Source organism: Micromonospora sp. WMMC264 (assembly GCF_027497275.1).
Taxonomy (GTDB): Bacteria; Actinomycetota; Actinomycetes; order Mycobacteriales; family Micromonosporaceae; genus Micromonospora; species Micromonospora chalcea.
Genome location: NZ_CP114907.1, coordinates 364,352 through 377,138 on the forward strand (window position 1 = coordinate 364,352; position 12,787 = coordinate 377,138).

Here is a 12,787-nt window from a genome sequence, read left to right on the forward strand (position 1 = left end):
GCCGGTGTCGATGCCGGTCGTGGACGTGCACACGCACGTCGTACCGAAGGGGTGGCCGGACCTCGCCGCGGCGTGCGGCGGGTCCGGCTGGCCCTGGCTGCGGGTGGACTCCGAGCGCGCCGCCATGATCATGGTGGGGGAGACGGAGTTCCGCCCGATCGGCGCGCAGTGCTGGGACGCGCCGACCCGGCTCGCCGACATGGCCGCCGACGGCGTGGACGTGCAGGTCGTCTCGCCCACCCCGGTCTTCTTCAGCTACGACCGTCCGGCCGACCAGGCGGTCAAGGTGGCCCGGATCTTCAACGACCTCACGCTGGAGGTCACCGCGGCCGGCGGCGACCGGCTGGTGCCGTTCTGCCAGGTGCCGTTGCAGGACGCGGACGCGGCCTGCGCCGAGCTGGACCGCTGCCTGGCGGCCGGGCACGCCGGGGTGGAGATCGGCAACCACGTCGGCGACCGGGACCTGGACGACGCGGGCATCGTGCAGTTCCTCACCCACTGCGCCGAGGTCGGCGCGCCGGTCTTCGTGCATCCGTGGGACATGCCCGGCGGCCCCCGCCTGGACCGGTGGATGGCCCGGTGGCTGACCGGGATGCCGGCCGAGACGCACCTGTCGGTGCTGGCGCTGATCCTCGGCGGCGTGTTCGACCGGGTGCCGGAGACGCTGCGGATCTGCTTCGCGCACGGTGGCGGCAGCTTCCCGTTCTGGCTGGGCCGCGCCGACAACGCCTGGCACCGCCGCGGCGACCTGGTACGCGGCGCGTCGAGCGCGCCGCCCAGCTCGTACGTGGACCGGTTCCACGTCGACTCGGTGGTCTTCGAGCCGGCCGCGCTGCGGCTGCTCGTGGACACCATGGGCGCCGAGCGGGTGCTGCTCGGCAGCGACTACCCGTACCCGCTGGGGGAGCGGCCGGTGGGCCAGGTGGTGCACCGGGCGGACTTCCTCACCGACGATCAGCGGGCCGCGCTGCTCGGCGGCAACGCGCTGCGGTTCCTCGGCCGCTGAGACCGGCGCGGGTGCGTCCGTCGTCGCCCTAGAGTCGACGGACGCACCCGGCGCTGCGCAGGACCCGCCGGACGTGTCGCCCGGCCTCCCGGCCGCCGGACCGGCAGGATGGACGGCATGGCCGAGCCGCACGACCTGACCGCGCTGGAACAGGCCGCCGCGATCCGCCGGGGCGAGCTGTCCAGCCTGGAACTGGTCGAGCACCACCTGCGCCGGGTCGAGGCGCTCGGCGACACCGTCGGCGCGTTCGTCACCGTCACCGCCGAACACGGGCGGGCGGCCGCCCGCGCGGCCGACGCGGTCCCGGCGGCGGACCGGCATCCCCTGCACGGCGTGCCGACCGCGATCAAGGACCTGACCCTCACCGCCGGGGTACGCACCACCTTCGGCTCGGCCGCCTTCGCCGACTTCGTCCCGCCGGTCGACGCCGACGTGGTCCGCCTCATGACCGACGCCGGCCTGGTCAGCGTCGGCAAGACCACCACCTCCGAGCTGGGCTGCTCGCTGTACTCCGAGGGGCTGGTGGCGCCGCCGGCCCGCAACCCGTGGGACCTCGCGGGCACAGCGGGCGGGTCCAGCGGCGGGGCGGCCGCAGCGGTAGCCGCCGGACTGGTGCCGGTGGCCCAGGGCTCCGACGGCGGCGGCTCGCTGCGCATCCCGGCCGCGCTCTGCGGTCTGATCGGCTACAAACCCAGCCGGGGCATGGTCTCCGGCGGGCCACTCGGCTTCGGTGGCTTCGGGCTGCCGGTGAACGGGCCGATCGGCCGCACCGTCGCCGACGTGGCCGCGCTGCTCGACGTGCTGGCGCGACCCGTGCCCGGCGAGCCGTACCTGCCGCCGGCCGCGCCCGCCGGCGGCTACCTCGGCGTCGCCCGCTCCGCCCGCGCCACCGGCCCCGGCCGGCTGCGCGTCGGCCGCTTCACCACGCCGATGCTCGCCGACGAGCCGGTCCACCCCGACTGCGTCGACGCCGTCGACCGGGCCGCCGCGCTGCTCACTGACGCCGGGCACGAGGTGGTCGACGTCCCCGCGCCGCTCGGCCCCGAGGCGTGGCCGCTGTTCGAGACCCTCTGGTACGCGCTGGCGGTCACACCGGTCCCGCCCGACCGGGAAGGCGAGCTGCTGCCGCTGACCCGGTACCTGCGGGAGCGCGGCGCGGCCCTCGGCGTCCCCACGCTGATGGCCGCGCTCGGCGAGCTGCAGGCGCAGGTACGCCTCGGCGTACGCCGTACCGCCGGTTGTGACCTGCTGCTCTGCCCGACGCTCGCGGCCCCGCGGATGCCGGTCGGCGAGCTCGCCGCCCTCGAACCGGCAGAGGATTTCGACAGGCAGCGGCGCTTCTCGCCGTACTGCGCGGTCTTCAACGTCACCGGCGATCCGTCCGTTTCCCTGCCGGTCGGACGCACCCCCGACGGCCTGCCGGTCGGGGTGCTGCTCACCGGCCGGTACGGCGACGACGCGACATTGGTCGCCACTGCCGCGCAGCTTGAGCACTCGAGTGGCGGATGGGATCAGCACCCCGCAATCTGGCTGGCCACCGACTCCGCTAACGTGAACATCACAAGTGAGGTGCGGCGCGGCCGGTCCTGACCGGTCACCCGACCCGAATCATTCCTGGTCTCTCTTTCCGCCTGGGGGCGTTGGGATTGTCTGTTACCGAGACGTTGGTGGTCTTCGTCGGCATCCCGGCCGCCGCGGTGCTGCTGATCGCCGGCCTGGCGGCCGTCGGGGGCAGCCGTGGCAACGGTGGCGGCGCCAAGCGCTACCGGCCGGGCCGGCCCTTCGACTTCACTCCGGTCTGGTTCCTGAGCCGTCCGGAGCAGCTGGCCGACTCGGCCGGCACGGCGCTGTCCGCCGGAGCGCAGGCGCCGGCGTTGACCAGCCGCAAGCAGGAGCAGGCCGGCCGGGAGGCGCCGGCCGGTGGAACCGGAGGCGCAAGTGACCGTTGGTGAAGCGCGGCCCACGACGGGGACGGACACTCCGCCCGACGTGCTGGACGGACCGTTCTCGACCCGTCAGCTGCTCCGCATCGACGAGGCGCTGCGCCTCGCCGACCAGGGCACCGGCCTGGTCTTCTCGGTCTACGTCGGCGGGCTGGACGAGCCGATCCGGGAGCACGCCGAGCGGCTGCACCGCCAGCTCGCCGAGCCCGACCGCTCGGTGCTGATCGCGGTGTCGCCCAACCAGCGGCAGCTGGAGGTCGTCACCGGCCGGTACGCGCGCAAGCGCATCCCGGACACGTACGCGAAGCTGGCCGCGCTCTCCATGGTGGCCGCCTTCGGCGGCGGCGACCTGGCCGGCGGCATCATCCAGGGCCTCGACCAGCTCGCCAGCCACGCCGGCAAGGGCTGACCCGCCCCGCACACGACGAAGCCCGGCCCGCGCACCGCGCGGGCCGGGCTTTCTCGTCGTCTCAGCGGGGCCAGGCAGAAGGATCCAGGCGCATGGGCCACGGCTCGTCGAGCTGGGCGGCGTCATCCGGCCCGACCGTACCCATCAGGTTGTAGTGGACACCCTTGACCAGTTGGTAGCGGTAGATCACCGGGCCGAAGTCGCCTCGCTCCACCCGCCAGTAGTGCGGGATGCCGGCCTCGGCATAGAGCGGAGGCTTGATCAGCCGGTCATACCGGCGGCTGCTGGGTGACTCGATCTCGACGACGAGCGCGACATCCGAGGGGTGCGTCCACAAGCCGTCCGGGGGAGCGCTCGGCTTCAGCACGGAGATGTCCGGAATGAGATTGGCGACAGGTGCCCGGAGTCCGGCCTCCCGAATGACCCACCAACCGGTCGGCGCAGTGGCCTGGAGCGCCGATCGGATCTCGTCGGCCAGAAGTTGGTGCCCGTACCCGGGGGGTGGGGTCACGTGCAGGCTCCCGTCGATGATCTCGTAGCGGCTTCCGTCCTCGGGGAGGTCGGACAGGTCCTGCTCCTGCCACGGCCGCTCCGGCGGGCGCCACTCGTGGGTCGGTTGTGCCATCACGTCCACCTCCTCCGCACACGATAACGGCCGGGGGTCGGCGCGGGCTCCCACCCACGCCGGCCCCCGGCCGCCGCGCCCCTGCTTTCAGGCGCTGCGGGCGTCCCGCTCGCGGGCCCTCAGCGCGCGGACCACACCGTCGCGACCCTCCGCCACCAGCCGCCGCAGCGACGCCGGCCGCCCGTCCTGGGCCAGCCACGCGTCGGTGGCCGCGACCGTGTCCTCCTCGACCAGGTGCGCCGGGTAGGCGAGCTGGACGAACTCCTGCGCCGGCTCGCTGTCACGCTGCGCCCACACCTGGTCCACCGTGGCGAAGTACCGCTCCCGGTACGGCGCGGTCAGCTCGACCTGCGCCGCGTGGGTGAAGCCCTGCAGCAGCGCCCGGTTGCGCCAGTTGGGCAGCGCGTCCGGGCCGGTGAGCAGCGCCCACACCGCCGCCTTGTTCTCCTCGGTCGGCACCAGCGCGTGCGCGTACGCGGCCTCCCGCTCGCCGCTGGCGGTACGGTCGGCGGCCAGTTCCGCGTCCACGTCGGCGGCACCGGCGGCGCCGTTGGCCACGAGCGACTGCAGCACGGTCCAGCGCAGCTCGGTGTCGACGGTCAGCCCCTCCGGCACCCCGTTGCCGTCCAGCCAGCCGCGCAGCGTCGCCAGGTCCTCGCCGGAACGGGCCGACGAGGCGTACGCGCGGGCCCAGGCGAGCTGGAAACCGCTGCCCGGCTCGGCGGCGGCCAGCGCGGTCCGGGCGGTACGGGCCAGGTCCGCCCAGCCGGTCGGCGCCCACTCCGGGTCGGCGTAGAAGGTGAGCGCGGTGTTCGCCTGCCGCAGCGTGGCCGTGACCAGGTTGATGTCCGTCTCGGCGGTCAGCCCGGCCAGCACCAGCGCCACGTAGTCGCGGGCCGACAGCTCGGCGTCACGGGTCATGTCCCAGGCGGCCGTCCAGCACAGCGCCCGGGCCAGCGACGAGTCGAAGCCGGCGATGTGCTGCACCACGGTGGCCATCGACCGCTCGTCCAGCCGCAGCTTGGCGTACGTGAGGTCCTCGTCGTTGAGCAGCAGCACGTCCGCGGCGGGCTTGCCGTGCAGCTCGGACAGCTCGGTCAGCTCGCCGGTCACGTCCGTCTCGATCAGCTCCCGGCGCACCAGCCGGCCGTCGGTCAGGTCGTACAGGCCCACGCCGATGCGGTGGGTACGCAGCGTCGGGTAGCCCGACGGCGCCTCCTGCCGGACCACCACCCGCTCGTACGTGCCGTCGGCGCCGATGGTCACCTCCGGGCGCAACGTGTTGACCTGCGCGGTCTCCAGCCACTGGGCGGCGAACTTGCGCAGCTCCCGGCCCGAGGCCGTCTCCAGCTCGGACAGCAGGTCGTCGAAGGTGGCGTTGCCCCACGCGTACTTGCCGAAGTAGGCGCGCAGGCCGGCCAGGAACGGCTCCTCGCCCACGTACGCGACGAGCTGCTTGAGCACGCTCGCGCCCTTGGCGTACGTGATGCCGTCGAAGTTGACCTCGACCGCCTCCAGGTCCGGCATCTCGCAGTAGACCGGGTGGGTGGAGGAGAGCTGGTCCTGCCGGTAACCCCAGTTCTTGCGGATCGACAGGAACGTGGTCCAGGCGTCGGTGAACCGGGTGGCGTGCGTGTTGCACCAGTGGCTGGCCCACTCGGCGAACGACTCGTTCAGCCACAGGTCGTTCCACCAGCGCATGGTGACCAGGTCACCGAACCACATGTGCGCCAGCTCGTGCAGGATCGTGTTGGCGCGCTGCTCGTACTCGAAGTCGGTGACCTGCGAGCGGAAGATGTAGTGCGACTCGGCGTGCGTGACGCAGCCGAAGTTCTCCATCGCGCCGGCGTTGAAGTCCGGCACCCAGAGCTGGTCGTACTTGGGCAGCGGGTAACGCACGCCGAACTTCTCCTGGAAGAAGTCGAAGCCCTGCGTAGTGATCAGGTGCAGGTCGTCGGCGTCCATGTGCGGGGCCATGCTGGCCCGGCAGAAGTAGCCCATGTCGATGCCGTCGTGGCTGCGGCGCACCTCGTGGTACGGCCCGGCGCAGAGCGCGGTGATGTAGGTGCTCATCCGCTCCGAGAGCGCGAAGTGCACGGTCTTCAGCCCCTCACCGGCCGCCTCCTCGCGGGCCACCGGCATGTTCGACACGACCCGCCAGTGGTCCGGCACCGTGGCGTGCCAGGTGTAGACGCTCTTCAGGTCGGGCTGGTCGAAGCAGGCGTAGACCTTCTGCGCGTCGGCGGTCTCGAACTGGCTGTACAGGTAGGTCTCGCCGTCCACCGGGTCGACGGTGCGGTGCAGGCCCTGCCCGCTGTTCGAGTAGCCGAAGTCGGCGTCGACCACGAGCACGTTCTCGGCGGCCAGGCCGGTCAGCGTGAGGCCCTTCTCGGCGGACCAGCCGGACAGGTCGACCGGCTCGCCGTTGAGCGTGGCGGAACGCACCGACTCGGCGGCCGCCTCGATGAAGGTGGTGGCCCCCGGCTCGGCGCAGCGGAACCGGACCTCGGTCACCGAGCGGAACGTGCGACCGGTGGGCTGCACCGCGGTCGACAGGTCAAGGCTGATGTCGTACCCGGTCACCTCGAGCAGGCGGGCCCGCTCGGTCGCCTCGACCTGGGTCAGGTTGCGCACTCCCGGCACTGTTCGTCTCCATCCCACTCGTCTCGCCGCGCCCCGCGGCACCGGTCTTTCCCGGCCCGCTCGTGACGGCCCGCTGAGAACCGAGTCTTCCATGCACGGACCGCTCCCGGTGGTCGAGGTCACGCTCTCATTCCGGTACCGGTCGATACGGCCGTGGGTGGAGGATCGGGAGTGACCGCGCCGGATCCCCGGCGCGACATTGTCGTGAAGGGATGACACCGTGACCGAACGTGTCACCGCGGACATGTGGTTCGACCCGCTGTGCCCGTGGGCCTGGATCACCTCCCGCTGGCTGCTCGAGGTCGAGCAGGTCCGGGACGTGGACATCCGGTTCCATGTGATGAGCCTGTCCGTGCTCAACGAGGGCCGGGACCTGCCGGAGGAGTACCAGGACCTGATGGTCAAGGGCTGGGGTCCGGTGCGGGTGTGCATCGCCGTCGAGCAGGCGCACGGCGCCGAGACGCTGGCGAAGCTCTACACCGCGATGGGCACCCGGATCCACCTCGGCAAGGAGGAACTGGGCCGCGACATGCTGGTCGGCGCGCTCACCGACGTCGGTCTGGACCCGGCGCTCGCCGACGCCGCCGAGTCCACCCAGTACGACGACGCGCTGCGGGCCAGCCACGAGGCGGGCATGCGGCCGGTCGGCACCGAGGTGGGTACGCCGGTGATCCACGCGCCGGGCCCGGACGGCGGGCAGGTCGCCTTCTTCGGCCCGGTGATCACCCCGGCGCCCAAGGGCGAGGCGGCCGGCCGGCTCTGGGACGGCGTGCTGCTGGTCTCCGCCACCCCCGGGTTCTACGAGCTCAAGCGCACCCGCGAGCAGGGCCCCATCTTCGACTGAGGGGTAAGGAAGGGCCCCTTCTTAACGCCTCCGGCAGCGGAAGGGCCCCTTGTTAACACCCGCAGCGCGCCCCGAGCCCCGCACCCGCCCGTCACCGGGCCGGTGCGGGGCTCGTTTCACCGGATGTCCCAGCCGACGGCCCACGCGAGGCCGCACCACGGCAGCTCCTGGAGGCGTTCCCATGGCTAAGCACCGCCGCATGTCCGACGACGCGCCGCAGCCGGCGACCGAGGACTCCGGTGCGACGTACTGGTCGGTGACCGAGAGCGACTGGCCGGCCGGCCCGGCCGAGGTGGCCGACCTGCTGGCCCCGCCGATCGTGGTCGGCGTGGCCCGGGTGGTGGCCACGTCGCGGATGACGCCGCCGGCCGAGACCGTCCGGCCCGGGCGGGCGCCGTCGCGTACCGGCGCCGCCGCGGGCGCGACGACGGTACGCCTCAACGCCGGCTCCCGCCCCGCCGCCCCGGCTCGCCGTCCGGTTCCGGGCCGGCACCGTAACCCCACCGCCTGAGCCGCCCTCCCGGTGTTAAGAAGGGGCCCTTCCTCTACCGGAGGCGTTAACAGGGGGCCCTTCCTTTCACCTGGTGGTAAGGGGGTGAGTCCGGCGGCGGGGGCGATCGGGGCCCGGGTAGCGTCAGCGGACATGACGGTCGTGCATCCGATCAACCGGGCCTGGATCACCACTGGCGGCACCGGCGCGCAGAACTACGACGAGTTCGCCGACGACGCGGAGATCACCTCCATCGTCGAGGCGAATCCGCACAGCGCGCTGGGCATCGAGATGCCCCACCGGGCGCCGGGCAGCCTCGGGAAGTCGTTCCTCGACGCGCTGCCGGACGCGGTGGCGCGCCTGGCCGAGGCGAAGGCGGACGGCAGCTACACGCCGGCCGAGCAGGTGGTGGTGCTCTACCGGATCAGCGCGCCGGGCGAGGAGAGCGCGTACGGGCTGTGGGCGATGGTCGACACCGACCAGATCTCCACCCGCGCCGACGAGCCGGGCCTGGTGATCCGCAACGAGGACGTGTTCATCGCCAAGGTGCGCGAGCGCGTCGCCCTGGCCGAGGCGCTCGGTCACCTGCTCTCGCCCGTACTCCTGCTCCAGACCGGTAGGGGCGACGAGCTGCACGCCGCGCTCGCGGCGGCGACCGACGCGGCCGGCGCGCCCGCCGCGACCGACGTCGACCAGTCCGGTCGCACGCACGCCATCTGGCTGCTCGGCCCGGGCCCGGCGCAGGACGAGCTGACCACGCTCGCGGGCGGCGGGGAGCTGGTGGTCGCGGACGGCAACCACCGCAGCCTGGCCGCGCAGACCGGCGGGTTCCCGCGCTTCCTCGCGGTGGTCACCACGCCCGCGTCGGTCGCGATCCAGCCCTACAACCGGCTGGTCAGCGAGCTGACCACCACGCCGGACGAGTTGCTCGACCGGCTGCGCGCGGCGGGCGCGGAGATCACCCCGGTGGACGGGCCGGTCGACGTGCCGGCCACCGGCGGCGTCGTGCGCCTCTACCTCGGCGGCCGGGGGTACGCGGTGACGCTGCCGCACGTCGGCGCGGGCCGGCTGGAGAACCTCGACCACGCGCTCGTCGAGCGCCTGCTGCTGCGCGACGCGCTGGGCCTCGACCCGGGCGACAAGCGGATCACGTACGTGGGCGGCGACTATCCGGCGAGCTGGCTCGTCGGTGAGGTCGACGCCGGCCGGGCCGAGCTGGCGGTGCTCGTCGCGCCGGTGACCGTGGACGACTTCGTCGCGGTGAACCTGGCCCGGGAGAAGATGCCCCGCAAGAGCACCTGGTTCACCCCGAAGGCGCGGGCCGGCCTGGTCGTGGCCGAGCTGCCGCACTGACCGTGTGACGTACCGCCTCCGGGTCGCCGCCGGTTCGCCGGCCCGGAGGCGGGCCTGTCAGACTGCGCGGTATGCGCGTCTACCTGGGATCCGACCACGCCGGTTTCGAGTTGAAGGTGCACCTCGCCAACCACCTGGCCAAGCAGGGCTACGAGGTGGTGGACGTGGGTCCGCACGCCTTCGACCCGGACGACGACTACCCGGCGTTCTGCCTGCACACCGGCGACCGGGTGGTCGGTGACCCGGGCAGCCTCGGCGTGGTCATCGGCGGCTCCGGCAACGGCGAGCAGATCGCCGCGAACAAGGTCGCCGGCGTCCGGGCGGCGCTGGCGTGGAACGTGGAGACCGCCCAGCTGGCCCGCGAGCACAACGACGCCAACGTCGTCGCGATCGGTGCCCGGCAGCACACGCTGGACGAGGCGACCGCGCTGGTCGAGGCGTTCCTGACCACGCCGTTCTCCGGCAACCCCCGGCACAGCCGGCGCATCGAGCAGGTGGCCGCCTACGAGCAGAGCCGCAAGCTGCCCGAGCTGCCCGCCTGACCGGACGCCGCCGGGCTCACCGCCCGTTGCGGGGCAGCTCCTCGCGGGGCACCCAGTTGCGCCGGATCAGCACCACCCGCTCCTCCGCGGCGGCGAGATCGTCGTCGGTGGGGCGGGCGGCGTCCCGTGCCCGCAGCGCGGCGGTGACGCTCACCTGCGACGAGCCGGAGCCGACCAGCCCGCGCAGCCCGCGCTCGCCCTCCTCGGCGGTCGGGGCGGCGCGGCGTGCGCGCGGCTCCGGCTCGCCCGGCCGGCCGCCGCGCGGGGCCCGGGGCGTCACGTCGTCGTGTACGGGGGCGGTGCTGGCCGTGGTGCCGTCGGCGCTGTCGGCCGGGGCGCCGGCCTCGCCGTGATGCCGTAGCCGTCGTCGCCGTCGCTCCGCCTCACCCATCCCCCGACCGTACCGCCCCCGACCCACCCGCGCCCGGGGTCGCGCGATCATGAAGTTGGCCGGGACGAAACGGACGGTTCACGCCGCCAACTTCATGATCGACGGGGAAAACGGGCGGGGCGGGCGGTCAGAAGACCTCCATGGGGGAGGGGGCGCGGTACCAGGTGAAGGCGGGCGTCAGCGCGGTCAGCGTGTCCGGGAGCAGCTCCCGGACACGGCCGGCGGCGGCCAGCGCGTACGGGTTCGCGCCGCCGAGGTACAGCTCACCGAGCGCGCGTACGTCACACGCCAGCCCGGCCGGTGCGGTGGTGGGCGTGCACTCCGCCCCGTCCGGGCCGCCGACCAGCCGCCAGCGGCCGGTGTTCTCCTTCAGCAGCTCGTCGGTGACCTCGATCACCACGTCCACGTCAGCGGCGTAGCGCCGGGCGGCGAGCGCGGCCGGCACGTCCACCACCCGCACCCAGAGCGCGTCGGCGAGGTGCGGGGAGAGCTGGCGGGGTTCGTCCACCAGCCGCAGCAGCGGCTCGTCCAGGGCCGCGATCGGGAACGACAGCCGCCGGGTCAGGTCGACCGAGAGCAGCAGGCGCCACAGCGCCGTGTACGCCTCCGGCGTCAGCGCCACCACCTCGCCGACCTGCGTCTCGGCCTGCGGGCCGGTGGCCGTCGAGCTGTCCTTCGTCCGGTAGAGCGCATATCCGTCGACCCCGCCGGGGCCCTCGTGCAGCAGCACCCGGCGTTCGGTGGCGCCGCCCCGGTGCGCCTTCAGGTCCGCCAGCAGGTACGACCACCAGCGCTCGTCGCGGCGGGACCAGCCGGGGCGGTCGGCGCGCGCCTGCTCGTACAGCCGGGCCAGCTCGTCCCGGCGCGCCTCCGGACGGTCCAGACGCAGCCTGCCCTCGGCGGGCGCCGGGGCGGGCAGGCGCAGCCCGGTGGTGTCCACGGACAGCATGTACCGCGGTGCCGCCGACCCGTAGCCGAAGCGGGGATAGATGCGGCCCTCGCTGGCCCAGAGCACCGCGATCGGTTCCCGGCCGGCGTCGCGGACGTCCCGCAGCTGGCGGTGCATCAGCGCGGTGAGCAGGCCGCGCCGCCGGTGCGTCGGCGCGACAGCGACCATCGTCACGTGCGCGGCCGGCACGTTCGCGCCGGGTACGGCCAGTTCGCGGCTGAACGCGGCGGCGTTTGCCACGATCGTTCCGCCGTCGCGGACCAGTAACGACCGGTCCGGCTCGAAGATCGGGCGTTCGAGCGCCTGCACGTCGGGGTCCAGATCGCCGTGGAAGGCCAGCGCCAGCAGCGCCGCGATGTCGTCGAAGTCCTCAGCTCGGGATACCAGCACGTCAGTCACGGCACGTGTGTATCGCACCGCGATGGGGGTCGGCACCCTATTTGCGGGCTGGCTACCCTCGGAAGCGAGGCCGGGATCGGCCGAGGGGGAGGACGAGGATGGCGGACCAGACACAGCCGTGGGCCGAGCGCACCGTGGAGGTGCCGCCCCAGCCGGGGGTGGTGCCCCCGCAGCGGGACGCGTTCCAGCGCGGGGTGGCGGCGGTCGGTCAGCCGCGCACGCGGCGTACGCCCCGCACCGAGCAGTTCCCCACCGTCGAGCAGCACGGCGACTGGGCCGGTGAGCCGGCGCCGCGCCGGCCGATGAGCTGGCATCTCGCCCAGGCCCGCAAGGGCGGGGAGCTGAGCGCCGCCGGGGCCCTGTTCGCGTTCGTCTGCTGGGGCATCTGGGCGATCTCCGGGCGGGGCAACCTGATCGCGCCGCTGCTCACGTTCGTGCTCAGCCTGCTCACCGCGGTCGGCCTGTTCGCGCTGGCCCGGCTGCTCGGCCGGCTGATCCTGGAACGGCAGCTCGGCCGGGTGCGCCGCAGCGCCAAGGGTGCTCACCTGGTCACCGCGTTGTTCCTGGTCGGCGTGGGGGTGGCGTACCTGCAGCAGACCGAGTGGGTGGTCTCCGCCTGGAACTGGGTGACCGGCGTCTAGGTGACTGTCGTCCGTCCGGCGCGCGCCGGACGGACGACAGGGGCGTCGGCGTCAGAAGGTGGTCGGTGCGCCGGCCGTCTTGCAGGCGGCGTTGATGTCCTTGCTGGCCTTCTCCATGGCGGGGTTGTCGGCGGCGGTGCCCGGGTCGGCGGCTGAGCCCGCCTTGGCGGCCTCCGCGGCGAACTCCTTCAGGGCGGTGGCCGCCTTGCCGTCGCCGGCGGTCCCGGCGAGCTGGGTCACCCGGTCACCGAGCTCGGTCAGGATCGCGCCGGTCTGCTTCGTCAGGTCGCCGCCCGACTGCACGGCGGTCATGAGCTTCGCCCGCATGTCCTTGTTGATCTTTTCTGCGGCGGTGCAGAGTTCCTTGTCGCTCACGGCGGCGGCCGCCGACGGCGAGGGGGCAGCCGACGAGGGGGTGGCGGAGGCCGAGGTGGCCGCCGGCCCGGCCGTGGTCGAGGGCTTCTCGTCGCCGCACGCGGCGAGCCCCAGCACGGCACAGGTCAGGAGGATCGGCAAGATCCGATTGGTTTTCACGCCTGCGCACGCTAGTCG

14 protein-coding genes are annotated in these 12,787 nt (G+C 73.5%); 9 read left to right on the plus strand and 5 right to left on the minus strand.

All coding sequences use genetic code 11. The annotated features are described in order from the left end of the window. Positions 1 to 4 precede the first annotated feature (4 nt). From O7542_RS01720 to O7542_RS01735, 4 genes are all read left to right on the plus strand, one after another. Positions 5 to 1,006 (plus strand): amidohydrolase family protein, encoded by a 1,002-nt coding sequence (locus O7542_RS01720; RefSeq protein ID WP_176722732.1) that lies wholly within the window; start codon positions 5 to 7, stop codon positions 1,004 to 1,006. A gap of 117 nt (positions 1,007 to 1,123) precedes the next feature. Next, complete coding sequence (locus O7542_RS01725; RefSeq protein WP_209962950.1) at positions 1,124 to 2,596, plus strand: amidase; 1,473 nt, start codon at positions 1,124 to 1,126, stop codon at positions 2,594 to 2,596. A 74-nt stretch (positions 2,597 to 2,670) separates the two neighbouring features. After that, positions 2,671 to 2,958: a hypothetical protein gene (locus O7542_RS01730; protein ID WP_043328923.1), complete on the plus strand. Its 288-nt coding sequence runs from the start codon at positions 2,671 to 2,673 to the stop codon at positions 2,956 to 2,958. Then, positions 2,945 to 3,358: a DUF5130 family protein gene (locus O7542_RS01735; RefSeq protein WP_030502180.1), complete on the plus strand. Its 414-nt coding sequence runs from the start codon at positions 2,945 to 2,947 to the stop codon at positions 3,356 to 3,358. The genes O7542_RS01730 and O7542_RS01735 overlap by 14 nt, the downstream gene beginning before the upstream one ends. 61 nt (positions 3,359 to 3,419) lie before the next feature. Here O7542_RS01735 and O7542_RS01740 read toward each other — a convergent pair whose 3' ends face one another. Beyond that, positions 3,420 to 3,983, minus strand: a complete 564-nt coding sequence (locus tag O7542_RS01740) for a Uma2 family endonuclease (protein ID WP_064448676.1) — start codon at positions 3,981 to 3,983, stop codon at positions 3,420 to 3,422. A gap of 87 nt (positions 3,984 to 4,070) precedes the next feature. After that, positions 4,071 to 6,617, minus strand: a complete 2,547-nt coding sequence (gene pepN / locus O7542_RS01745) for an aminopeptidase N (RefSeq protein WP_209964409.1) — start codon at positions 6,615 to 6,617, stop codon at positions 4,071 to 4,073. Positions 6,618 to 6,846: 229 nt separating this feature from the next. Between pepN and O7542_RS01750 the strand changes: the two genes are divergently transcribed. The 4 genes from O7542_RS01750 (at position 6,847) to O7542_RS01765 (ending at position 9,855) form a co-directional block, all read left to right on the plus strand. Continuing rightward, positions 6,847 to 7,470 (plus strand): DSBA oxidoreductase, encoded by a 624-nt coding sequence (locus tag O7542_RS01750; protein ID WP_043328926.1) that lies wholly within the window; start codon positions 6,847 to 6,849, stop codon positions 7,468 to 7,470. A gap of 181 nt (positions 7,471 to 7,651) precedes the next feature. Continuing rightward, a complete protein-coding gene (locus O7542_RS01755; protein ID WP_069087302.1) occupies positions 7,652 to 7,981 on the plus strand; it encodes a hypothetical protein in 330 nt (109 codons plus the stop codon). A gap of 132 nt (positions 7,982 to 8,113) precedes the next feature. Beyond that, a complete protein-coding gene (locus O7542_RS01760; protein ID WP_281605594.1) occupies positions 8,114 to 9,313 on the plus strand; it encodes a DUF1015 family protein in 1,200 nt (399 codons plus the stop codon). A gap of 71 nt (positions 9,314 to 9,384) precedes the next feature. Continuing rightward, positions 9,385 to 9,855: a ribose-5-phosphate isomerase gene (locus O7542_RS01765; protein WP_043328932.1), complete on the plus strand. Its 471-nt coding sequence runs from the start codon at positions 9,385 to 9,387 to the stop codon at positions 9,853 to 9,855. A 16-nt stretch (positions 9,856 to 9,871) separates the two neighbouring features. On the opposite strand, the gene O7542_RS01770 is transcribed toward O7542_RS01765, so the two are convergent. Continuing rightward, the gene (locus O7542_RS01770) at positions 9,872 to 10,246 is read right to left on the minus strand and encodes a hypothetical protein (RefSeq protein ID WP_281605595.1); all 375 of its coding nucleotides are present in this window, start codon (positions 10,244 to 10,246) and stop codon (positions 9,872 to 9,874) included. 127 nt (positions 10,247 to 10,373) lie between these two features. Further along, positions 10,374 to 11,594, minus strand: a complete 1,221-nt coding sequence (locus O7542_RS01775) for a GNAT family N-acetyltransferase (RefSeq protein ID WP_281605596.1) — start codon at positions 11,592 to 11,594, stop codon at positions 10,374 to 10,376. Positions 11,595 to 11,692: 98 nt separating this feature from the next. Between O7542_RS01775 and O7542_RS01780 the strand changes: the two genes are divergently transcribed. Further along, positions 11,693 to 12,235 carry a hypothetical protein gene (locus tag O7542_RS01780; protein WP_043328936.1) on the plus strand — a complete coding sequence of 181 codons (543 nt, stop codon included), beginning with the start codon at positions 11,693 to 11,695 and terminating at the stop codon, positions 12,233 to 12,235. A 51-nt stretch (positions 12,236 to 12,286) separates the two neighbouring features. Here the strand turns inward: O7542_RS01780 and O7542_RS01785 are convergent, their stop codons facing one another. Then, complete coding sequence (locus O7542_RS01785; protein WP_113974819.1) at positions 12,287 to 12,769, minus strand: hypothetical protein; 483 nt, start codon at positions 12,767 to 12,769, stop codon at positions 12,287 to 12,289. Positions 12,770 to 12,787: the final 18 nt, after the last annotated feature.

Coding starts and splice junctions, on each gene's coding strand:
- O7542_RS01740 (WP_064448676.1), bottom strand. CDS start 3,983: ATGGCACAACCGACCCACGAGTGGCGCCCGCCGGAGCGGCCGTGGCAG.
- O7542_RS01725 (WP_209962950.1), top strand. CDS start 1,124: ATGGCCGAGCCGCACGACCTGACCGCGCTGGAACAGGCCGCCGCGATC.
- O7542_RS01755 (WP_069087302.1), top strand. CDS start 7,652: ATGGCTAAGCACCGCCGCATGTCCGACGACGCGCCGCAGCCGGCGACC.
- O7542_RS01770 (WP_281605595.1), bottom strand. CDS start 10,246: ATGGGTGAGGCGGAGCGACGGCGACGACGGCTACGGCATCACGGCGAG.
- O7542_RS01765 (WP_043328932.1), top strand. CDS start 9,385: ATGCGCGTCTACCTGGGATCCGACCACGCCGGTTTCGAGTTGAAGGTG.
- O7542_RS01780 (WP_043328936.1), top strand. CDS start 11,693: ATGGCGGACCAGACACAGCCGTGGGCCGAGCGCACCGTGGAGGTGCCG.
- O7542_RS01760 (WP_281605594.1), top strand. CDS start 8,114: ATGACGGTCGTGCATCCGATCAACCGGGCCTGGATCACCACTGGCGGC.